The organism is Allosalinactinospora lopnorensis (genome assembly GCF_000981225.1).
GTDB classification, from domain to species: domain Bacteria; phylum Actinomycetota; class Actinomycetes; order Streptosporangiales; family Streptosporangiaceae; genus Allosalinactinospora; species Allosalinactinospora lopnorensis.
On sequence record NZ_LAJC01000001.1, the window covers coordinates 193,941 to 215,811 of the forward strand.

Here is a 21,871-nt window from a genome sequence, read left to right on the forward strand (position 1 = left end):
TGGCCAACCTCCCTGCACTCCCATGCGCCGTCCCGTCGGAGGGCGCGGACGCCTGACGCGTCGGTGTCCCTAAGGATGCCGGACGCCCGATGGTCGCCCGGCAGCGGGGCAGACGTTCACGTCACGCCGTCCCGCCTGATCAGTCTGCGACTCACCCCCGATGTTACTGACTAGTAGCACAAGGGTAAACGCCGGGCGCGATCATCGATTGAGGCAAGATTCACCTAGCCACGCGGCACCCTTACGAGAACCACCCGGAGGGCCCCTGTATCGGATTCCACGCGGGAATGGCGGTGTACCCCAGCGAGAGGAAGAACAGGGCCAGGAGTACGGCCCCGATCATGACTCCCCAGTAGACGTAATCATTGCGGATGGTGATGTTCTCGACCATCCACCGGGCCTGGCGCCGCGCACCCCGGCCGTTGGGGCCGAGGAAGCTCAGGATCACAACGGTGAAGAGCGCGAAGGCGCCCACATCGTTGGGCGTCGTCCTGTCGGTGGCGAATCCGACCACCAGCCCGAGGACGATGCCGGCCAGCAGGTACCCCAACCCGTAGAACAGCGTGACGCCGAGGTTGCGCACCACGGCCCAAGGCATACTCAACGCGATGACCATGTGGTCGGAATTGCGCGGACCACGGGTCTGCAACCGCCGGGCGTGCTCGCTCTTGACGGTGTCGAGCGCCCCTGTGATGCCCGCGGCCAGTACACCGACCACCGCCCCGATCATCGGGACGACCAGGCAGAGGCCGGCCACCACCAGCAGCACCGGCACCAGGAACAGCGGGGGAAGCCGGCGCGGCTCCGCCTCGTCGTAGTAACCGCCGTAGCCGGTGTCCTCCTCGCGGCGGCCCCAATAGTCGCTGATCCGGTCGCCGCCGCCGCGCTTGAATCGGTCGAGGAAGCCCGCCCTCTCCTCGCGCTCCTGGGCCGGGAACGTCGACGTGCGGCTGCTGCCGGAATTCCGCCCGACCGGGGTGAGGATGTCCCGGAACTCCTCCGGACGCAGTGTCGAGTTGAAGTACTGGGTGCGCGGCTCCAGCGGATCCTCGGGTGCCTGCGCCCCCATCATGCTGGTGGCCTGCGGGTCCTGCGGCGGCGCCACCATGGTCTGGTCCGCCTGGTCCGACCCGTCGGGGCCGGCGACCACGGTGTGGTCGCTCTCCGGCGCGGCCCCGGATCCGGCGGCCGCCTCCCTGTCCTCCTCATCGCGGCGGTAGGACTATGGCGGCGCCCGCGGCGGCTCCGGCCGCCCGGCCCCGGCGGCGCCCGCGGCCATGGCGCCGAACGCACCGCCTCCCCCGCCCTGGGGGCCGGGGTCTGGTGTCGCGCCCTGCATCGTGTGGTTCCCGGTCAGTCCCGAGGCCTCGTACTGCGAGAGGTCCTCGCTCCAGGGCAGGTCGAGGTTGAGGCGGCCGGCCTCGGCGACGAGCTGCGCGGCCGTCGGGCGGGGCGCCATGTCGCGCGCCACAGCGCGTCGCACCAAGGGCTGCAGCTCCTCGGGCATGCCCTCCAGGTTGACCTCGCCGTTGAGGATGCGGAAGAAGATGACCTCGAACGATCCCGCCCCGTAGGGAGGATTGCCGGTGGCGGCGAAGGCCACCGTGCCGCCCCAGGCATGGACGTCGGTGGCGGGACCGAGGTCGGTGCCCTCGATGACCTCCGGCGAGAGGTAACTGGGGGTGCCGACGAACGTGCCGGTCTGGGTGAGTTTCGCGCCGTCGACCGCGTGGGCGATGCCGAAGTCGATGACGATGGGCTCTCCGTTGGAGATGATGACGTTCCCGGGCTTGAGGTCGCGGTGGATGACCTCGGCCGCATGGATGTCGTCGATCGCCTGGGCCAGGCCGGTGACGAACCGGCTCAGGGCCCGTCCACGCAGGGGACCGTGATCGGTGACCGTGGCGTCCAGCGTGGGGCCGGGAATGTACTCGGTGACGACCCAGGGGCGCTCGGCGCTGGTGTCAGCGTCGATGACCTCGGCGACGTTCCGGCTGTGCACCCGACGCATGGTCTCGACCTCGCGGTGCAGTCGGGCCCGGGCGATGTTGTCGCCGGCCACCTCGGGCTTGAGTACCTTGATCGCGACCAACTGGTCCTGCCGAGGGTCCACGCCTTGGTACACAACCCCCATTCCGCCCTGTCCGATACTGCGACGGATCAGGTACGGACCTATGCGGGCCGGCAGCTCCTCGCCCTCGGAGAAACCTGCCGTCATTGCCATAGCGAACTCATCCCCTCAAACCCCGCATAACCACCGCGTCCAGCCTATCGGCCGGGGGCGTTCGGGCACCTGTGACGGTTAAAGAGCCGGTGGTCGCCTCGCACCGCACCCGGTCCTCCGATCCGGGCGGGAAGGCCATCCGGCACGCCGCCTGCCCCCGGAGGCCCGGGAAACGAAACCATGCCGTTTCGGGCGAGGTGCGACCAATCCGGCGATCTCTCGATTATGACGGAGACTCGGGGTCCACAGTTCCGAATTCGGCCTCTCGAAATGAGGATCCGAGTATCCGCCACCGGCACGCCCGGGGAGATCCCCGGAAACCCGGGAAGAGCCCTCCCCGGATGCGGGCGACCCGCGGGTCGAGCGGTCACTCAACGGGCACGCCCAGCCCCTCGATGACCTCCGCCCCCGGCAGGTCGGCCAGGGCCGCGCCCGGAACGATCAGCTTGGAACGGCGCACCCCACTGCCGATCACCGCGTGAGGACATTCGAGCACGGCGGAGTCGACCAGAATCGGCCAGTCGCCGGGAAGACCGATAGGGGTGATGCCGCCGTACTCCATCCCGGTGGCCTCGACCACCTCGTCCTGGCGCGCGAACGACGCCTTGCGCGCTCCCATGCGCCTGCGCACGACCCCGTTGACATCGGCCCGCGCCGAAGCCCGCACCAGGCAGGCCGCCATGCGCACCTGGCCGCCCCGCTTGGCCGCGACCACCACGCAGTTCACCGACGCTCCGTGGGAACGCCATAGGCCTCCCCCAGGGCCGCGGTGTCGGCGTGCGCCGGGTCGATCTCGGCGACGATCAGCTCCGCGGCCGGAATGCCGCTCTTCCCGCCCTCGACCGCGGCCGCCACCGGAGCGGCGAGCAGGTCGTCGCCGCTGGTGACGGGCCGCGGTTCCAGTCCCCACATCGCATCTCTCCTAACGGCCGGAGAACCGCGCCTGACCGGGCCCCTTCTCCACGAAGGTACGCATGCCCGCCTTCTGGTCCTCGGTGGCGAAGAGACCGGCGAACTGCAGCCGCTCGACCTCCAGACCGGTGTCGAGGTCGGTTTCCAGCCCGGAGTCGATCGCCTGCTTGGCGGCGCGCAGGGCGATCGCGGGCCCATCAGCGTAGCGCGCCGCCATGGCGGCAGCCGTGGAGTACACCTCCGCGGCCGGAACGGCGTCGTCGACCAGCCCGATCCGCAGCGCCTCCTCGGCCGGGACCATCCGCCCGGTGTAGATCATGTCCTTGGCCCGGGCCGGTCCGACCAGGCGCGGAAGCCGCTGCGTCCCGCCGGCGCCGGGGATGACCCCCAGCAGGATCTCCGGCTGGCCGAGCTTCGCGTCGTCGGCCGCCACCCGGAAATCGGCGCACAGCGCCAGTTCGCAGCCACCACCCAGAGCGTAGCCGGTGATGGCGGCGATGACCGGTTGGGGAATCCGCGCCACCGCGGTGAACGCGTCCTGCAGTGTCCGCGAGTGCGCCGACATCTCGGCGTAGCCCATCTCCGCCATCTCCTTGACGTCGGCCCCTGCCGCGAACACCTTCTCGCCACCGTAGAGGACCACCGCACGCACCGAGCCGTCCTCGGCCACCCGCGCCGCAGCGGCGCCGATCTCCCGCTGCATCTGCGCGTCCAGCGCGTTCATCTTCGGCCGGTCCAGCCGGATCACCGCGACGGCCGGGTTCTTCGGATCAGACTCCACACGAACGAACTCACCCACGGGCCACACACCTTTCAGCCATACCGGATCACAGCCTGAACCATGGCAAACCATTCCACACCGCCGGCCGCGACGCGTCACCGCGGCGGCGGTAGGTACGCGGGCCGCAGGCGCCGGAGCCGCGGCGGCCCCGACCGGTTCCGGTCCGGGTGCGGGTCCCTAGCGCAGCACGACCCCGTCGCCCATTCCCCCCGGCGGGTCGGGAAGGGCGAGGAGGCCCATCTCAGCGGGATCGGCGAGGAGCGGGTGCTTGGGCATGACCCGCACCGTGTAGCCGCAGGAGCCGGCGCGCTCCAGCGGGATCGTGCCCGAGTAACGGGCCGGCGCACCGTCGCTCCCGGCGCCGCCGACCGCGACGAGCCCCACGAAGGCCGGATCCACCAGATGCTCGGAGGGGGCGACCCTGCCGACCGCGGCGTGCACGCAGACATCCTTGGGATCGAGGTCGCCCAGGGAGACGGTGGCCAGCACCTCCAGTTCGCCGCCGACCTGCGGCGGGTCCTCGACGCCCCCCACCTCGACGTGCTCGATGCGCACGTCGTTCCAGGACCGGCGGACTCGCTGCTTCCACGCCGTGAGCTCGCGCGCGCCGGCCATGCCGTCGCCGGTGAGCAGCCGGGAGGAATCGGCCGCCCCTTGGTAGAGGCGGGCCACGTAGTCCTGCACCATCCGGGTCGCCAGGACCTTCGGACCGAGCGAGACCAGTGTGTGCTTGACCATCTCCAGCCAGCGCTTGGGCAGGCCGCGCTCGTCCTGGTCGTAGAAGAGGGGGATGACCTGCTCCTCGAACATGTCGTGGAGCGCGGTCGCCTCCAGCGCATCGCGGCGGTCGGGATCGCCCACCTCCTCGGCGGTGGGGATGGCCCAGCCGTTGGAGCCGTCGAACCACTCCTCCCACCAGCCGTCCCGGATGGACAGGTTGAGCCCGCCGTTCAGCGCGGACTTCATCCCGGAGGTGCCGCAGGCTTCCAGCGGGCGGAGCGGATTGTTCAGCCACACATCACAGCCCTGCACCAGGGAACGGGCCAGTGCCATGTCGTAGTCGGGCAGGAAGACGATGCGGTGGCGCACCTCCGGATCGTCGGTGAAGCGCACGATCTCCTGGATGAGGCGCTTGCCGCCCTCATCGGCCGGATGCGCCTTGCCTGCGATGACGATCTGCAGCGGGCGCTCTGGATCGGTGAGCATCGCCTTCAGCCTGGCGCGGTCGCGCAGCATCAGGGTGAGCCGCTTGTAGGAAGGGACCCTGCGGGCGAACCCGACCGTGAGGACGTCGGCATCGAGGACATCGTCGATCCAGCCGAGTTCGGCTTCGCTGGCGCCCCTCTGCCGCCAGGAGTCGCGCAGCCGCGCGCGGGCGGTGATGACCAGCCGCTCCCGCAGGATACGCCGCATCTCCCAGAGCTCGGCCTCAGAGGCACCGGTGATCTTGCGCCAGCCCTCGGGGCGGGTGAACTCGGCGGAGTCGGGCACGATGCGCTGGGCCAGGTCCTGCGCCTCCTCAGCGACCCAGGTGCGCGCGTGCACGCCATTGGTGACGGAGGTGATCGGCACCTCCGCGGTGTCGAAGCCCGGCCACAGGCCTTGGAACATCCCCCGACTGACCGCACCGTGCAGGCTGCTCACCCCGTTGACGCGCTGCGCCAACCGCATGCCCATGACGGCCATGTTGAACACGGCGGGATCGCCGCCCGCGTAGTCCTCGACCCCGAGCTGCAGCACGCGGTCCAGAGGCAGCCCCTCGACCGGGGATTCCTTCGCGAAGTGCCGTTCGACGAGCTCGCGCGGGAACCGGTCGATCCCGGCTGATACGGGGGTGTGCGTTGTGAAGACGGTCCCCGCCCGGGTCGCCTCCAGCGCCTGGTCGAACGTCAGGGCTCCGCTCTTCATGTACTCGCGTACGCGCTCCAGGCCGAGGAAGCCCGCGTGCCCCTCGTTCATATGGAAGACCTCGGGCTCCGGGTGACCGGTCAGCTCGCAGTGGGCCCGCACCGCCCGGACTCCGCCGACGCGAGGAGCAGTTCCTGGCGCAGCCGGTGCTCGGACCCGCCGCCGTAGAGCCGGTCGGTGACACTGCGCAGCTCGGGATCGTTGGCCTGGTGACAGGCGTCGAGCAGCAGTAGCGGGATCCGGCCCACCCGGACCACCCAGATGTGTGCGACGAGGGGCGTCCCGCCCGGCAGGCCGATGGTGATGCGGACGGGATCGTCGGCGGTGTCGCGCAGTTGGGTCATGGGGAGCCCGCTCGGGTCGATCTCGGGGTAGTGCTCCATCTGCCAGCCTCGGGGGAGAGGCTCTGGCAGAAGTAGCCGTGCCGGTAGAGCAGCCCCACGCCGATCAGCGGGACCCCTAGGTCGCTGGCGCTCTTCAGGTGGTCGCCGGCCAGGATCCCGAGCCCGCCCGAGTACTGGGGCAGGGCGGCCGTCAACCCGTACTCGGCGGAGAAGTAGGCGACGGCCGAGGGCGGGGACGCGCCCGCGCCATCGCCCCCTTCGAGCAGCTCCTGGTACCAGCGCGGCCCGGTGAGGTAGCCCTCCAGATCGGCGGCCGCTTCGTGCAGCCTGGCGCGGAACCCCGCGTCAGCGGCGAGTTCGGCGAAACGCTCGCTGGTGACCTCCCCGAGCATGCGGTAGGGGTCGTGGCCGACGACCTCCCAGATGCCGGGGTCGATCGCGGCGAACACCTCGCGGGTCGGAGTGTGCCACGCCCATCGGAGATTGGCCGCTAGGGATCCCAGCGGCGCGAGTTCTTGGGGCAGGACGGTACGGACGGTGAACGTACGGATCGCCTTCACGGATGGTGAGGCTAGTCAAACTCCCGGGAATGCGCGACCCCGGCACACCGAAAATCCCGCATCCGCCGGGACCGGCTTTACTCCCGACCCGGGGCCGCCCCTCCGGCGCCGTCGGAAACGGCGAAGACACTCGCTTCACGGCTTTCGGTTTCCCTGAATTTACAGCAGGGACGGCACACTCCTCCTGATTTATTTGAACTTCATCCACCTGAAACCCTCGGTGCGAACCCTCGCGCAACCGGCGCCTGATTTGTCCGATTTAACCGAATCGATACCCGATGACCAGGCAATATGGAAGCGCTGACTGTGTGACGACAATCACAAAAATAGATCACCGTGTGCCGTCGGCGAGCGGCCAATCGGCATCGAGGATAGATATTGGAACACACCGGAACCGGACGGCGGAGCTCCCCGGCTCCGCTTTTCGACGGGTCTCTTTGCAATCTCTTTGCTTTCTGTTGGGCAACCAAAACGCAAATCTCCGAACCGCTCGGAACACGATTTTACGGTGCAGCTGTGATCGGACGCCTTCCCATTCTCGACGTGTATCCCGCTCTCGACTGCGGCACGGCCAAAGCCGCCGTCGGCGAGACCTTCCCCGTTCGGGCGACCGTGCTCCGCGAAGGGCACGGATCCCCCAGCGCCGGGGTCGTCCTCTACGACCCCGACGGCCGCCGGTACGGGCACCAGGAAATGCGTGAGGTCGCGCCCGGCAGCGATCGTTACGGCACCGACGTCGCCCTCCCCCGTGAGGGCCGCTGGACGTTCACCATCGAGGCGTGGGCCGACCCCTTCGCGGACTGGCGGCGCAGCGCGGAGATCAAAGTCCCGTTGGGACAGGACACCGAGTTGATGCTCGAGGAGGGGGCGCGGCTGTTCGAGCGCGCCGCGCGCCGGGTGCCCAGCCGCCCGGACCTGGCGCGGGTCGCCGCCGGACTGCGCGACACCTCCCTGACGGCCGCCGGGCGGCTGACCCTCGCCACCGCCCCGGAGGTCGTCGACCGGCTCTCGGAGTCGCCGATCCGCGAGCTGCTCACGCGCTCCAAGCGGTTTCCCGTCATGGTGCACCGCAGACGGGCGCTGGTCGGTTCGTGGTACGAGTTCTTCCCCCGCTCCGAAGGGGCGGTCCTCGACGGCGCCGACGGCCGGCGGCGATCGGGCACCTTCGCCACCGCCGCCAAGCGGCTGCCCGCGATCGCCGACATGGGATTCGACGTCGTCTATCTGCCGCCGATCCACCCGATCGGCCACTCCTTCCGCAAGGGGCCCAACAACACCCCGCACACCCGGCTCGCCGACCCGGCGACCGCCGGCCCTGGCTCGGTCTGGGCGATCGGCTCACCCGACGGCGGCCACGACGCGATCCACCCCGATCTCGGCGATATCGGCGACTTCGACGACTTCGTCGCCGAAGCGCGCGGCCACGGGTTGGAGATCGCGCTGGATCTGGCGCTGCAGTGCTCACCGGACCACCCTTGGGTACGCGAGCACCCGGAATGGTTCCGCATCCGTGCCGACGGCTCGATCGCGCATGCCGAGAACCCGCCGAAGAAGTACCAGGACATCTACCCCCTGGACTTCGACACCGACCCTGAGGGCATCTACGCCGAGGTGCTGCGGACCGTGCGGTACTGGATGTCGCACGGCGTGCGCATCTTCCGCGTGGACAACCCACACACGAAACCGGTGGCCTTCTGGGAGCGGCTGCTCGGCGAGATCGCCGAGACCGACCCGGACGTCCTGTTCCTCTCCGAGGCCTTCACCCGCCCGGCGATGCTGAAAACGCTGGCGAAAATCGGCTTCCACCAGTCCTACACCTATTTCACCTGGCGCAACACCAAGAAGGAGATCGAGTCCTACCTGAGGGAGCTCAGCGAGGAATCGTCCGCCTACCTGCGGCCGAATCTCTTCGTCAACACGCCCGACATCCTCACCGCTTATCTGCAGAACGGCGGCAGGCCCGCTTTTGAGATCCGGGCGGTGCTCGCCTCCCTGCTCTCACCGACGTGGGGAGTTTATTCCGGGTACGAGCTCTGTGAGAATACCGCGGTAGCTCCGGGGAGCGAAGAGTATCTCGACTCCGAGAAATACCAATACAAGCCACGGGACTGGGACGCGGCCGAAGCGTCCGAAATGACAATCACACCGCTACTTCGCAGGTTAAACTTTCTCCGACGAAAGCACCCTGCACTGCAGGAACTGCGCAACCTGCGGTTCCACCATGTGGATCAGCCAGAGCTGATCTGTTTCTCCAAGTACCTGGCCGGAGCAGGGGCCCGGGGGGACGACGACATCATCCTGGCCGTCGTCAACCTCGATCCGCACCGCACACACGAGGCAACGGTGCGGCTGGACATGCCCGCTCTCGGGCTCTCTTCCGACGACACGTTCACCGCGACGGACCAATTGTCGGGCGAATCCTATAGCTGGGGAGAGGCGAACTATGTCCGCCTTGACCCGGCTTCCCAGACCGCGCACGTATTCACAGTCACTTTTGCCGGATCGGCCCCGTAGCCGGGCCGCGAATGGGGATCTCCGGCGGAACGCACTGGAACGCCAACTGGTGGAGTAGTTCGTGACCACACCCGAGTCGGTGCCAGACACCAGCCTCACGCCCTCCGCGGCCGTGCCCGATACATTCACCCACGAGAAGCCACGCGCTCCCTATTGGTACAAACACGCCGTCTTCTACGAGGTACTCGTCCGCGGTTTCTACGACTCCAACGGCGACGGAACCGGGGATATTCGCGGGCTGATCGAGAAACTCGATTACCTCGACTGGCTCGGGATCGACTGCATCTGGCTGCTGCCGATCTACGAGTCGCCCCTGCGCGATGGCGGCTACGACATCTCCGACTACATGAAGCTCCTGCCCGAGTTCGGGCAGATCGCCGACTTCGTGGAGCTGGTGGAGCAGGCGCACGAGCGCGGACTCCGGGTGATCGCCGACCTCGTCATGAACCACACCAGCGACCAGCACCCCTGGTTCCAGGCCTCCCGCCAGGACCCCGACGGGCCCTACGGCGACTTCTACGTCTGGTCCCACACCACTGAGCGCTACACCGACGCCCGCGTCATCTTCGTCGACACCGAGACCTCCAACTGGACCTACGACGAGGTACGCGGCCAGCACTACTGGCACCGGTTCTTCTCGCACCAGCCCGACCTCAACTTCGAGAACCCCGCGGTCCAGGAGGCGATCCTCGAAGTCCTCCGCTTCTGGCTGGACCTGGGCATCGACGGCTTCCGCCTGGACGCCGTGCCCTACCTGTACGAACGCGAGGGCACCAACTGCGAGAACCTCAAGGAGACACACGAGTTCCTGAAGCGGATCCGCGCGGAGGTCGACCGCCTCTACCCCGACCGGGTGCTGCTCAGCGAGGCCAACCAGTGGCCGACCGACGTCGTCGACTACTTCGGCGACTTCGAGTCCGGCGGCGACGAGTGCCACATGAACTTCCACTTCCCGCTGATGCCGCGAATGTTCATGGCCGTCCGCCGCGAGCAGCGCTACCCGATCTCGGAGATCCTCGCCCAGACGCCGCGGATCCCGCGCAACTGCCAGTGGGCGATATTCCTGCGGAACCACGACGAGCTCACGCTCGAAATGGTGACCGACGAGGAGCGCGACTACATGTACGCCGAGTACGCCAAGGATCCGCGGATGCGCGCCAACGTCGGCATCCGGCGGCGGCTCGCTCCTCTGCTCGACAACGACAAGAACCAGATCGAGTTGTTCACCGCCCTGCTGCTCTCCCTGCCCGGCTCGCCCGTCCTCTACTACGGAGACGAGATCGGTATGGGCGACAACATCTGGCTGGGCGACCGCGACGCCGTGCGCACTCCGATGCAGTGGACCTCGGACCGCAACGCGGGCTTCTCGCGATGCGACCCCGCACGGCTCTACCTGCCGCTGATTCTCGACCCGATCTACGGCTACCAGGCCCTCAACGTCGAAGCGCAGCGCGACAACCCCGGATCGATGCTGAACTGGACGCGCAAGATGATCCAGATCCGCAAACGCCACCCGGTCTTCGGCACCGGAGACTTCACCGAGCTGCACGCGAGCAATCCCAGCGTGCTGGCGTTCGTGCGGGAATACGGGGACGACCGCATGCTGTGCGTCAACAACCTGTCGCGCTTTCCGCAGCCGGTGGAGTTGGACCTGCGACGGTTCGAAGGCGTCACCCCGATCGAATGCGTCGGGGGCGTGCGCTTTCCGGCCGTCGGCGAGCTCCCGTACCTGCTCACGCTGCCCGGCCACGGCTTCTACTGGTTTCAGCTTCCACCGGTGGACGAGGCGGAAGGGCCGGCGCAAGAAGACTGGGCCCGGCATACGACGCCCGTGTCGCACCGGACGGATATGGAGGCGATCGCCCAGCGCATCGCGTCCTCCACGGTCCCGGCGCGGACCTAGGCGAGAAGGGAAACGGACCTCTCAGATATGACCCAGCTTGAGGAGCTCCTCGTCGGCTGGATCCCGCGGCAGCGGTGGTTCGCCGGGAAGGGGGTACCGATCGAGAAGGTGATGGTCGAGGCGGAGCATACGGTCGTCACCGGTGAAACGGGGCTGCGCCTGCTGGTGGTGAATGTCGGCCAGCGCGACTGTACCTCCCGATACCAGGTGCTCCTCGGTCTGCGCCCCGAGGGAACGCTGCGCTCCGAGCTCAGCCACGCCGTGATCGGCGTGTGCGAGCTACCGGGGCGCGGCCTCCCTTGCACGGTCTACGACGCCGCTCACGACTCCGAGCTGATGTCGCGGCTGCTGGAGCACATCGCCGAAGGGGCGGGGGACGGCTCGCTCCGCTCCTGTCCCATCCCCGGCACCGTTGTCCGCACGGGGCTGCGCAGTCTGGTTCTCACCGGAGAGCAGTCGAACACCTCCGTGATCTACGGAGAGGACTATGTCCTCAAGATCTTCCGCAGGCTGTGGCCGGGCTACAACCCCGATCTGGAGCTCAACGCGGCTCTGGCCGGGTCGCCGTTCGTGTCCCCGCCGCACGGCTGGATCGAGACCGACCTCAGCGACCAGGGGCGCCCGGTCCCCACGACGCTGGCGATGCTCCAGGAGTACCTGCGCACCGCGACAGACGGCTGGGTCCTGGCCGCCACCAGTGTCCGCGACCTGTACGCCGAACCCGCCACTCCCCCTGGTGCCGCCGGCGGGGACTTCGCCGGTGAAGCAGAACGGCTCGGCGCCGCCACCGCGGCGGTCCACCAGGACCTGGCCCGGCAACTGCCGACCGACGTCCTCTCCCGCCACGCGCTGCGGGAGCTCGCCCGGTCGATGAACGACCGGCTACGCCGGGCCGCCGAGGAGGTTCCGCAGCTCAAGCCCTACACCGGTGCGCTGGGATCCGCGTTCTCGGCATTCGCCGAGGTCGATGAGCCGTTGCCGGTGCAGCGGGTGCACGGCGACTACCACCTGGGCCAGGTGGTGCGCACCGACACCGGGTGGGTGCTGCTGGACTTCGAGGGCGAACCCGCCGCCCCCATCGGTGAACGGCAGCGCCTGTCCAGCCCGTTGCGGGACGTCGCCGGGATGCTGCGCTCGTTCGACTACGCGGCCCGCTACCAGCTCATCGGAAACGCCTACGAGGACGAACTGGCGCCGGTGGCACGCGCGTGGGCCCGCCGCAACCGCGAGGCGTTCTGCGCGGGCTACGCCTTCGGCGGCGGCGTCGACCCGGAGAAACACCAGGTCATGCTGCGTGCGTTCGAATACGACAAGGCGGTCTACGAGGTCATGTACGAGTCCCGCAACCGCCCCTCGTGGCTGCGTATTCCGTTGGACTCCATCGCGGCGCTGGCGGTGTGAACCGGAGCCGCAGCGCCCGCACCGCGACACGGCGGGCACGAGAACCACAGATCGAAAGCCCGATACGAACAGACGACCGTGGACGACCCCGGCAACGGGAGCCACGCCAAGGCTTGGAGATGAGCCCGGCTTGAACCTGACCAACGACGCACACGACACGACCCACGCGACCATATCTCTCGCCGGCGAGATCGACAGGATCGTCACCGGAGCGCACCACGACCCGCACAGCGTCCTCGGGGCCCACCCCGCGGACGGCGGGGCCGTCCTGCGCACGCTGCGCCCGCTGGCCTCGTCGGTGCACGCGGTGCTGGAGGACGGCCGGCGCATCGAACTCACGCATCTCCACCGGGGCGTGTTCGCCGCGGCGCTCCCCGGTCCGGACGTGCCGGACTACCGGATCGCCGTGCGCTACCCCGGCGCCGACGAGCGCGTCGACGACGATCCCTACCGGCACCCGCCCACTCTCGGGGAACTCGACCTGCACCTCATCAGCGAAGGCCGCCACGAGGAGTTGTGGCGGGCCCTGGGGGCGCACACGCACCGCTACACCACTGCCATGGGCGAGGTGAGCGGCACCTCCTTCGCCGTATGGGCGCCCGGCGCGCAGGGGATGCGCCTCATCGGCGACTTCAACCACTGGGACGGAACGGCCCACCCGATGCGCTCACTCGGCGCGACCGGCGTGTGGGAACTGTTCGTTCCGGGCATCGGCGACGGCGCACTGTACAAGTACCAGATCCTCGGCCGGGACGGCGTGTGGCACGACAAGGCGGACCCGCTGGCCTTCGCCGCCCAGGTCCCGCCGGACACCGCCTCGGTGGTGTACACCTCGCGGTACCGGTGGCGGGACGACGCCTGGCTGTCCGAACGCAAGACCCAGGACTGGACCAGCTCGCCGATGAGCATTTACGAGGTCCACCTGGGCTCCTGGCGGCCGGGACTGACCTACCACGAGCTCGCATCGGAGCTCGTCGAGTACGTGCGCGAAACGGGGTTCACCCACGTCGAGTTCCTGCCGGTGGCCGAGCATCCGTTCGGCGGCTCGTGGGGGTACCAGGTGACCTCCTACTACGCCCCCACCTCCCGCTTCGGCTCGCCCGACGACTTCCGACTGCTGGTCGACGAGCTGCACCGGGCCGGGATCGGCGTGCTGCTCGACTGGGTGCCCGCCCACTTCCCCAAGGATGGATGGGCCCTGGCGCGCTTCGACGGCTCCCCGACCTACGAGCACGCCGATCCGCGCCGGGGCGAGCACCCGGACTGGGACACCCTGATCTTCGACTACGGCCGCACCGAGGTGCGCAACTTCCTCATCGCCAGCGCACTGTACTGGCTGGAGGAGTTCCACATCGACGGACTCCGGGTCGACGCCGTCGCCTCTATGCTCTACCTCGACTACTCCCGGGAAGGGGGCGACTGGGAGCCCAACGCCCGCGGGGGCCGGGAGAACCTGGACGCCTGGAGCTCGTCAGGGAGCTCAACGCCACGGCGTACCGGCGCAACCCGGGCATCACCATGATCGCCGAGGAGTCCACGGCCTGGCCCGGGGTGTCCCTCCCCATCGAGCACGGGGGGCTCGGGTTCGGCTTCAAATGGAACATGGGGTGGATGCACGACACCCTGGAGTACCTCAAGCGCGACCCGGTCCACCGGCAGTACCACCACAACGAGGTCACGTTCTCGATGGTGTACGCCTATAGCGAGAACTACGTGCTCCCGCTGTCCCACGACGAGGTCGTGCACGGCAAGGGGTCGCTGCTGAACAAGATGCCCGGCGACGAATGGCGGCGCTTCGCCGGTCTGCGGGCGCTCCTGGGCTTCATGTGGGCGCACCCCGGTAAGCAGCTGCTGTTCATGGGCAGCGAGATCGGCCACGGCGACGAGTGGTCGCACGAGGGCGGGGTGCAGTGGTGGCTGCTGGACTTCGCCTGCCACGCCGGAGTGCAGAGGCTGGTCACCGAGCTCAACAGGGTCTACCGGGACACACCCGCGCTATGGAGCCTGGACACCGAGCCGGCCGGGTTCACCTGGATCGACGGCGGTGACGCCGCGGGGAACACGCTGTCCTTCCTGCGGCACGGAGACGACGGCTCGGTCCTCGCCTGCCTGGTCAACTTCTCGCCGACACCGCGTCCCAAGCGCCGGGTGGGTCTGCCGTCCACCGGATCCTGGCGGGAGGTCCTCAACACGGACGCCACCGCCTACGGCGGCAGCGAGTACGCCGCGCCGAAACGCGTCAGAGCCACCCGCACCCCGTGGAACGGCCAGCCGAACTCGGCGCTGGTGACCCTCCCGCCCTTGGCCACGGTGTGGCTGAAGCGGGAGTAGCACCGCACTGAGCTCGCGGAGACCGGATCTTCCCACCGCCGGGACGACCCGGTCTCATCAAGGTCACCGGTTCACCGAGCCTTCTGCGGCCCCGCCGGAGACGAGGGAGAGGCCCCGCGTGCGGCCGGGGCCGTGCGGGCCGGCCCGCACGGGGCGAGGTACAGCGGGAGGCGCGCGGTCAGGAATTGTACTCGGTGACGTCCATCGATTCGGCGATCTCGTCGTAGGTCGTCCGGTACTGGCTGTCGACCGAACCGGCGTAGACGGCGACGTCGGATTGGGGCAGGTACCACAGCAGGACCTCGAACGTGTCGCCGTTCTCGCAGGTCACCTCCCAGGCCCGGTGATGCGACTTGAGGCCGTCGGCGTGTGTGGCCAGCCCCTGCTCGTCTCCGACCTGCACCTGCTCGGCGTTCTCGACGCCCACGCCGTTCTCGCCGGTGGTGTTCAGGCTGCGGCACTCGTTGGGGGTGGAGGCCCAGCCGTTCGGCTTGTCGAAGGCGGCGCCCTTCTTCGGCCAGTTCTTCGGATCGTTCTTGGCCGCCTTCGGGAGCACCTGGACCGCGCCGTAGCCGCACTCGTTCTGGCCCGGCGGGCGCAGGCAGAGCTGGTTGTTCTCCTTGTCGACCTCCCAGTCCTCGGGCGCGCCGATCTTCACTCCGGCGATGTCGACAGCGACGAGGTCGTCGGGCGCCGGGGGCTTCGCCGCCGGAACCGCTTCACTGTAGGCCGGATCGGGACCGTTGCCGCCCCCGCCACCGCACCCGGCCAGTACCAGAGCTGCGAAGGCCGCGGCGCCGAATGCCGGGGTGCCCGCTGTGAACCGCGCTCGGCCGGTCGTGCCAGACATGCGATTCCCTTCTGCGTCCACGTTTGACCTCACTGACGATAGCGGGCCATCAAGCTGCGCGTGCCACCCCACACCCCGGCTGTTGACGACTAGCCTGAGAGCATGGTGGATGCCGTGAAACTCATCGAACCCCTGTCCCAGATCCGCCGGCGGCGGAACCTCCCCCTGATACTCGAGCTCGACCTCACCGACGGGCTCACCGAGGAGGCCCCTGGTGACCCCCTCGGACAGATCATCTCGAAGCGGCGGCAGCGGCTCTCCGATGTCGTCGAGGGGATCCGCCGCGGTGCGCGGGACCCCCGGGTTCGCGCGCTGATCGCCAGAATCGACGGCAAGCCGCTGGGATTCGCCCAGGTGCAGGAACTGCGCAGGGCGGTCGCCGCGTTCCGCGCCGCCGGAAAGACCACGGTCGCCTGGAGCGAGTCCTTCGGAGAGTTCGGCCCGGGAACGGTGCCCTACTACCTTGCCACGGCGTTCGACGAGATCGTGCTGCTGCCCTCCGGGACGCTCGGGCTGACCGGGGTCAGCGTCAACACCACGTTCTTCCGGGACGCGGTCGAAAAGCTCGGCGTGGAGTACGAGGTCGGCGCGCGGCACGAGTACAAGACCGCCGTCAACAGGTTCACGGAACAGGGGTTCACCGAGCCGCACCGCGAGGCCACCGGACGGATCGTCGAGTCGCTGAACGACCAGATCACCGAGGGCATCGCCAAGCGGCGCGGGCTGACCCCCGAGCAGGTCCGCACGCTCATCGACCGCGGACCGTTCCTCGCCGCCGAAGCGATGGAGGAAGGGCTCGTCGACCGGCTGGCCTACCGCGACGAGATCTACGCCGACCTGCGCGACCGGTTCCGTTCCGGCCAGGACGGCATCAGCGTCGAGCCGCACCTGCAGTTCGTCTCCCGCTACCAGCGCAGGCAGGCGCTCGCCGGCCGGATACCGACCGCGCAGCGCGGCGGCTACATCGCCCTCATCTCCGGGGCGGGGCTGATCACCACCGGCCGCAGCCACCGTTCTCCACTGGGGGGTACCGTGCTGGGCTCCGACACGCTGGCAGCGGCGTTCCGAGCCGCACGGCGCGACCCGCATGTGCGCGCGGTGGTCTTCCGGGTGGACAGCCGCGGCGGCTCCCCGGTCGCTTCCGACGTCATCCGCCGCGAGGCCAGGATGACCAGCGAGGCCGGCACCCCCGTGATCGCCACGATGGGGGACTTCGCCGGATCCGGCGGCTACTACGTCACACTCGGCGCCGACGCCATCGTCGCCCAGCCGGGCACGCTTACCGGCTCCATCGGGGTGTACATGGGCAAGGCGGTGCTGTCCGGCCTGATGGACAAGCTCGGGGTGAGCACGGAGTCCATCGACGGCGGCGAGCACGCCGGCATGTTCCACAGCGGCCGCCAGTTCAGCGAGTCCGAGTGGCGGCGCATCAACGCGATGCTCGACCACGTCTACGACGACTTCACGGTCAAGGTCGCCGAGGCGCGCGGCATGACACGGGAGCAGGTGCACGAACTCGCGCGCGGGCGCGTGTGGACCGGCAGGGACGCCTACGAAGGCGGCCTGGTCGACGAGCTCGGCGGCCTGGAGACCGCCGTGCGGCTGGCACGGGAGAAGGCCGGGCTGCCCGCCGGCACGAACCTGCGGTCCTACCCGCAGACGAACCCGCTCGAACGGATGCTGCCCGCCGAGTCCAGCGAGGACAGGGCGGCCACCGCCCAACTGCGGCCGGCCTCGTGGGGATCGCTCGCGCAGCTCTCGGCCGAGATCGGACTGCCCGCCGCCGGACCGCTGGTCATGCCCGGGAACTGGGAGATCCGTTGACCCCTAACCCGCAGCGCGACCCCGTCGGTTTCGCACCGGCGGAGTTCACCGAGACCGTGGGACGGTTCGCCACCGGCGTGACCGTGGTCACGGTCCACGACGAACTGGACGACATCGGAAGTACGGTGAGCGCGTTCTCGTCGGTCTCCGCCGAACCCCCCATGGTCATGGTCTGCGTGATCAACACCAGCTATCTCTGCGAGGTCATGGACGCGCAGGGGTGCTTCGCGGTCAACGTACTCGGCTCCCAGCACCGGGCGATCGCCGGGCGGTTCGCCGCCGAAGGACGCCCCAGCGCCCGCCTGCTGGTGGCCGGGGAACCGCACCACCGGGGGGAGCACACGGGTGCGCTGGTCCTGGACGACGCGATCGCGGCACTGGAGTGTTCGGTGGTGCGGCGTGTTCCGGCCGGCGACCACATCGCCTACCTCGCAGAGGTGACGTCTCTGCCGCCCGTGGGCGGCCTACCGGCCGAAATGTCGCCGTTGATCAGGTATGCGGGGCGGTACCGCACTCTGGGCTGAGACAAACTCTCTGGAGAGGTCACACCCCCTCACCCGGTGCGACCGTTTCCCGGCGGGGAGGTACTTGCCGACCCCGACCGGTCCCGCGTTGTAATTCCCCCATGGAAGGCTTCTACGCGTTTCTGGGGATCATCTTGTTCGGAGTGATCCTCGCTCTCATCCTCCTCTAGGAACAAGCGAGCGGAACGCCCGCTCGCGGGAGTGCGGTGGCCGCAGGCGCCGCGCAGCGGGCGTTCGGTCCGCCGCCCCGCCGGACGACCGGGGCGGCGGCTCCTCAGTCCAGGCCCGCCGACTGCAGCCAGTCCGCGGCCACGGCGTCGGCGTCCTCGTGGTCGATACCGACCCGTTCGTTGAGCTCGCGGAGGTCCTCGGTGCTGAGTTCCGCGGAGACGGCGTTGAGCGCCTCGCGGGCCGTGTCGCTGACATCGTCGCTGTGGACCAGAGGAGTGACGTTCTGGGCGCCGAAGAGGTTCTCGGGGTCCTCCAAGGGAACGAAATCGTAGGCCGCGATCGAGGCGTCCGCCGTGAAGACGTTCGCCGCCTGGATGTCGTCGCCGTCGAGCGCCTCCGGGATTATCCCCGCCTCCAGCGAACGGAAGTCCTCGAATTCCACGCCGTAGGTGCTCTCCAGGCCGGGCAGTCCCTGCGCGCGGGTCTCGAACTCGGGCGGCCCGCCGATCACCATCTCCCCGGCGACATCGGTGAGGTCGGCGATGGTCTCCAGGTCGTGCTGCTCGGCGGTCTCCCGGGTAACGGTCACCGAGTCCTTGCTCTGGGCGGGGGCTGAGTCGAGGATCTCCAGTTCCTCCGGCAGCGCCTCCCGCACTCTTTCGTTGGTCTCCTCGGTGGTACCGACCTCGGATTCGGGGTCGAGGTGGTACAGGATGGCGCCGTTGTACTCGGGAAACACCGAGAGGCTGCCGTCCTCGACCTGCTCCCAGTAGACCTCGCGGCTGCCGATGTTGAGGTGGGTCTCGACCTGTTCGCCCTCGGCCTCCAGCGCCTGTGCGTAGATCTCGGCGATCAGGGTGCTCTCCGGGAAGTCTGCCGAGCCGACCACGATTCGGCTCTGGTCGCCACCGGAGCCCTCGTCCTCGCTGCTATAGGGGTCGGTGCCCGCGCAGGCGCTCAGCACCAGCAGAACGGGGAAGCCGGCGGCCGTGAGCCGTGTCGGGATGCGCATGACGTACCTTCTTCTCTCACGGGGTTGTCGGGGACGATCGGACTACGGGCAGCCTCGGGTCATATGGGGGCCGCTGCGCGCCTGCGCAGTCCCCGCGCCACCAGTACCCGGCGGAGCAGGGCGAACAACACGATGACGATCAGCGCCAGCAGGACGACGAGCAGCGACCCGCCCAGGATCATCGGGAAGTCCTGGCGGGCCCGGCCGTCGACGATGAACCGCCCGAGGCCGCCAAGACCGACGAAGGCCGCGATCGTGGCCGTGGAGACCACCTGGATCGCGGCGGTGCGCAGTCCTACGAGGATCAGCGGCAGCGCGATGGGCGTTTCCAGCCTGAGCAGGACCTCGCGGCCGCGCATGCCCATGCCTTCCGCAGCGTCGCGGAGCTGCGGGTCGACGCCGCGCACCCCCTCGTAGGTGTTCACCAGGATCGGCGGGACCGCCAGCGCCACCAGCGCCGCCATGACCGGCGCCAGCCCGATCCCCAGGACCAGGACGACCAGCATGAGCACACCGATGGTCGGCAGCGCGCGGGCGAAGTTGGCCAGAGTGGCGGCGAGGAACCCGCCCCGGCCGGTGTGCCCGGTGACCAGCCCCACGGGTACGGCGATGGCGGCCGACAGCAGCAGGGCCAGTCCCGAGTAGAGCACGTGTTCCAGGAAGCGGGCGGGGATCCCGCTCGTTCCGGTCCACTGCTCCGGCCGGCCGAACCATTCCAGGATCCACAGGACGACGTTCACGGGACCGCCTCCTCTTCGCGGGCCGGGGCGCTGGATGCGCGGGCCCGGCGCGAGGCGCGGCCCGCTTCCGCCCGGCGCCCGCGCGTCCACGGAGTGAGCCAGCGCTGCAGCAGCACCAGCGCCCCGTCGGTGAGGAAGGCCAGCAGCACCGAGAGCAGGATGCCCGCGATGATCGGTGTCGGGAACTGGCGCTGGAAGCCCTCGGTGAGGATCAGTTGGCCGAGCCCGCCGAGCCCCACCACCGAGGCCACACTGACCATGCTGATCGTGGCGACCGACGCCACCCGCAGCCCCGCGGCCACGACCGGGATCGCCGCCGGCAGCTCGACCTGCAGCAGCCGGCGGAGCGGACCGAACCCCATGGCGGCGGCGGCCTGCCGGACGTGGTCGGGCACCTGGTTCAGCCCGTCGACGACGTTGGGCACCAGGATGGCCAGCGTGTAGAGCGCCAACGGGATGATCGCCGTCCACGGAGTGAGCCCGGTGTACGGGGCGAGCAGGTAGAACAGCGCGATCGACGGGATCGCGTACAGCATGTTGGCGCCGCTGAGCACCGGCGGGTACACCGGCCGCCAGCGCGCGGACGCTATCCCGAGCGGCAACGCTACGAGCAGACCGAGCAGGATCGGGGGGAACGACAGATACAGGTGCTCCAGCAGCCGGTCCGCGATCACGCCGTCGAGCTGGCGCTGGATCCAGCCCCAGTCGACCGGCGGCGCCTCAGTCACGGCCGCCCACCGGCACTGCCGCGTCGCCCGCCGACCAGATGGCCGCCCCCAGATCCGCCTGCGAGACCACACCGACGACCGTTCCGTCGGTGTCGACGCCGATCGCGCGGCCGGCGGGCGAGAGGACGGACGCGTCCAGAGCAGCCCTCAGCGAGTCCGTGGCCACCACGAAGATGTGGCCGTAGCCGACCAGGGCCAGGGAGCCGAGCTCCCGGTCGCCCGCCGCCCCTTCCAGGGTTTCGGCGCTCACCCAGCCGAGCGGGCGCTTGTCGGGGTCGACGACCAGCAGCCATGGCTCGGCCGCATCGCGGGCCACCGACCGCGCTTTCTCAGCGGAGGTCCCGGCGTCGACGACGACGTCGCTGCGCAGCGAGAGGGTGCGGGCGGGGAAGAAGGACAGCCGCCGCACGCCCCGGTCGTAGCCGATGAACCCTTCGACGAACTCGTCGACGGGCTCGGCGAGCAGCCGTTCCGGGACGTCGAACTGGGCGAGCCTGCCGCCGGGGCGGAACACCGCGATGGCATCGCCGATCTTGACGGCTTCTTCGATGTCATGGGTGACGAACACGATCGTCTTCTGCAGTTCGTCCTGCAGCCGGATCAGCTCTTCCTGCAGGCTGGCCCGGACGACCGGGTCGACCGCGCTGAACGGCTCGTCCATGAGCAGGACCGGCGGGTCGGCCGCGAGCGCGCGGGCCACGCCGACCCGTTGCTGCTGGCCGCCGGAGAGCTGGTGCGGGTAGCGCCGGGCCTGCCCGGGTTCCAGTCCCACCAGTTCCATGAGCTCCCCGGCCCGTTCGCGCGCCTTGCGCTTGTCCCAGCCGAGGAGGAACGGAACGGTGGCGATGTTGTCCAGGACGGTGCGGTGCGGGAAGAGCCCGGCCTGCTGGATGACGTAGCCGATGGAGCGCCGCAGGACGGCGGGTTCCCTGGTGCGGACGTCGTCGCCGTCGATGGCGACGGTACCGCTGGTGAGCTCCACCATCCGGTTGATCATCCGCAGCGACGTGGTCTTGCCACAGCCCGACGGCCCCACGAGGACGGTGGTACGCCCGGTGGGGATCTCCAGATCCAGGTGGTCGACGGCGACGGTGCCGTCGGGAAAACGCTTGGTGACATCCTCGAAGGTGATCATGTGGCTGGC

The 21,871-nt window shown here is 69.2% G+C and carries 13 protein-coding genes and 3 pseudogenes; 6 read left to right on the plus strand and 10 right to left on the minus strand.

Going from position 1 to position 21,871, the window contains the following annotated elements; translation table 11 throughout:
- Positions 1 to 241: 241 nt before the first annotated feature.
- The 5 genes and pseudogenes from VS93_RS27500 to glgP form a co-directional block, all read right to left on the minus strand.
- Positions 242 to 1,150, minus strand: a complete 909-nt coding sequence (locus tag VS93_RS27500) for a hypothetical protein (RefSeq protein ID WP_082126524.1) — start codon at positions 1,148 to 1,150, stop codon at positions 242 to 244.
- Positions 1,151 to 1,222: 72 nt separating this feature from the next.
- Entirely contained in the window at positions 1,223 to 2,224 is a 1,002-nt protein-coding gene (locus VS93_RS27505; RefSeq protein ID WP_046468147.1) for a serine/threonine-protein kinase, read from the minus strand.
- Positions 2,225 to 2,591: 367 nt separating this feature from the next.
- A pseudogene (locus VS93_RS00895) lies at positions 2,592 to 3,136 on the minus strand (YbaK/EbsC family protein).
- A 10-nt stretch (positions 3,137 to 3,146) separates the two neighbouring features.
- Complete coding sequence (locus VS93_RS00900) at positions 3,147 to 3,935, minus strand: enoyl-CoA hydratase/isomerase family protein (protein ID WP_046468105.1); 789 nt, start codon at positions 3,933 to 3,935, stop codon at positions 3,147 to 3,149.
- 159 nt (positions 3,936 to 4,094) lie between these two features.
- Positions 4,095 to 6,729 (minus strand): annotated as a pseudogene (gene glgP, locus VS93_RS00905) (alpha-glucan family phosphorylase).
- A gap of 516 nt (positions 6,730 to 7,245) precedes the next feature.
- On the opposite strand from glgP, the gene VS93_RS00910 reads away from it, so the two are divergent.
- The 4 genes and pseudogenes from VS93_RS00910 (at position 7,246) to glgB (ending at position 14,878) form a co-directional block, all read left to right on the plus strand.
- Positions 7,246 to 9,243 (plus strand): alpha-1,4-glucan--maltose-1-phosphate maltosyltransferase, encoded by a 1,998-nt coding sequence (locus VS93_RS00910; protein ID WP_046468106.1) that lies wholly within the window; start codon positions 7,246 to 7,248, stop codon positions 9,241 to 9,243.
- Positions 9,244 to 9,355: 112 nt separating this feature from the next.
- Positions 9,356 to 11,146, plus strand: coding sequence for a maltose alpha-D-glucosyltransferase (treS, locus tag VS93_RS00915; RefSeq protein ID WP_236700269.1), 1,791 nt, complete (start codon positions 9,356 to 9,358; stop codon positions 11,144 to 11,146).
- 27 nt (positions 11,147 to 11,173) lie between these two features.
- Positions 11,174 to 12,547 carry a maltokinase N-terminal cap-like domain-containing protein gene (locus VS93_RS00920; RefSeq protein WP_046468107.1) on the plus strand — a complete coding sequence of 458 codons (1,374 nt, stop codon included), beginning with the start codon at positions 11,174 to 11,176 and terminating at the stop codon, positions 12,545 to 12,547.
- 172 nt (positions 12,548 to 12,719) lie between these two features.
- A pseudogene (glgB, locus tag VS93_RS00925) lies at positions 12,720 to 14,878 on the plus strand (1,4-alpha-glucan branching protein GlgB).
- Positions 14,879 to 15,056: 178 nt separating this feature from the next.
- Here the strand turns inward: glgB and VS93_RS00930 are convergent.
- Positions 15,057 to 15,728, minus strand: a complete 672-nt coding sequence (locus VS93_RS00930) for a hypothetical protein (RefSeq protein WP_046468108.1) — start codon at positions 15,726 to 15,728, stop codon at positions 15,057 to 15,059.
- Between the two features lie 102 nt (positions 15,729 to 15,830).
- Here VS93_RS00930 and sppA point away from each other — a divergent pair, with 102 nt between their 5' ends.
- Positions 15,831 to 17,552 carry a signal peptide peptidase SppA gene (gene sppA, locus VS93_RS00935; protein ID WP_046468109.1) on the plus strand — a complete coding sequence of 574 codons (1,722 nt, stop codon included), beginning with the start codon at positions 15,831 to 15,833 and terminating at the stop codon, positions 17,550 to 17,552.
- Positions 17,549 to 18,076, plus strand: a complete 528-nt coding sequence (locus VS93_RS00940) for a flavin reductase family protein (RefSeq protein ID WP_046468110.1) — start codon at positions 17,549 to 17,551, stop codon at positions 18,074 to 18,076. The genes sppA and VS93_RS00940 overlap by 4 nt, the downstream gene beginning before the upstream one ends.
- Before the next feature lie 274 nt (positions 18,077 to 18,350).
- On the opposite strand, the gene VS93_RS00945 is transcribed toward VS93_RS00940, so the two are convergent.
- Genes VS93_RS00945 through VS93_RS00960 form a run of 4 tightly spaced genes read right to left on the minus strand, consistent with a single transcriptional unit; the run spans position 18,351 to position 21,862 of the window.
- A complete protein-coding gene (locus tag VS93_RS00945) occupies positions 18,351 to 19,259 on the minus strand; it encodes an ABC transporter substrate-binding protein (RefSeq protein ID WP_046468111.1) in 909 nt (302 codons plus the stop codon).
- A 59-nt stretch (positions 19,260 to 19,318) separates the two neighbouring features.
- On the minus strand, positions 19,319 to 19,999 hold the full coding sequence (locus VS93_RS00950; protein ID WP_046468112.1) for an ABC transporter permease: 681 nt from the start codon (positions 19,997 to 19,999) through the stop codon (positions 19,319 to 19,321).
- On the minus strand, positions 19,996 to 20,727 hold the full coding sequence (locus VS93_RS00955; RefSeq protein ID WP_046468113.1) for an ABC transporter permease: 732 nt from the start codon (positions 20,725 to 20,727) through the stop codon (positions 19,996 to 19,998). Before VS93_RS00955 ends, VS93_RS00950 begins: the two co-directional genes overlap by 4 nt.
- A complete protein-coding gene (locus VS93_RS00960) occupies positions 20,720 to 21,862 on the minus strand; it encodes an ABC transporter ATP-binding protein (protein WP_046468114.1) in 1,143 nt (380 codons plus the stop codon). The genes VS93_RS00955 and VS93_RS00960 overlap by 8 nt, the downstream gene beginning before the upstream one ends.
- Between the last annotated feature and the right edge of the window lie 9 nt (positions 21,863 to 21,871).

Excerpts from the sequence above, each read along its gene's own strand:
- sppA (WP_046468109.1), top strand. The coding sequence starts at position 15,831 with ATGGTGGATGCCGTGAAACTCATCGAACCCCTGTCCCAGATCCGCCGG.
- VS93_RS00930 (WP_046468108.1), bottom strand. The coding sequence starts at position 15,728 with ATGTCTGGCACGACCGGCCGAGCGCGGTTCACAGCGGGCACCCCGGCA.
- VS93_RS00920 (WP_046468107.1), top strand. The coding sequence starts at position 11,174 with ATGACCCAGCTTGAGGAGCTCCTCGTCGGCTGGATCCCGCGGCAGCGG.
- VS93_RS27505 (WP_046468147.1), bottom strand. The coding sequence starts at position 2,224 with ATGGCAATGACGGCAGGTTTCTCCGAGGGCGAGGAGCTGCCGGCCCGC.
- VS93_RS00960 (WP_046468114.1), bottom strand. The coding sequence starts at position 21,862 with ATGATCACCTTCGAGGATGTCACCAAGCGTTTTCCCGACGGCACCGTC.
- VS93_RS00945 (WP_046468111.1), bottom strand. The coding sequence starts at position 19,259 with ATGCGCATCCCGACACGGCTCACGGCCGCCGGCTTCCCCGTTCTGCTG.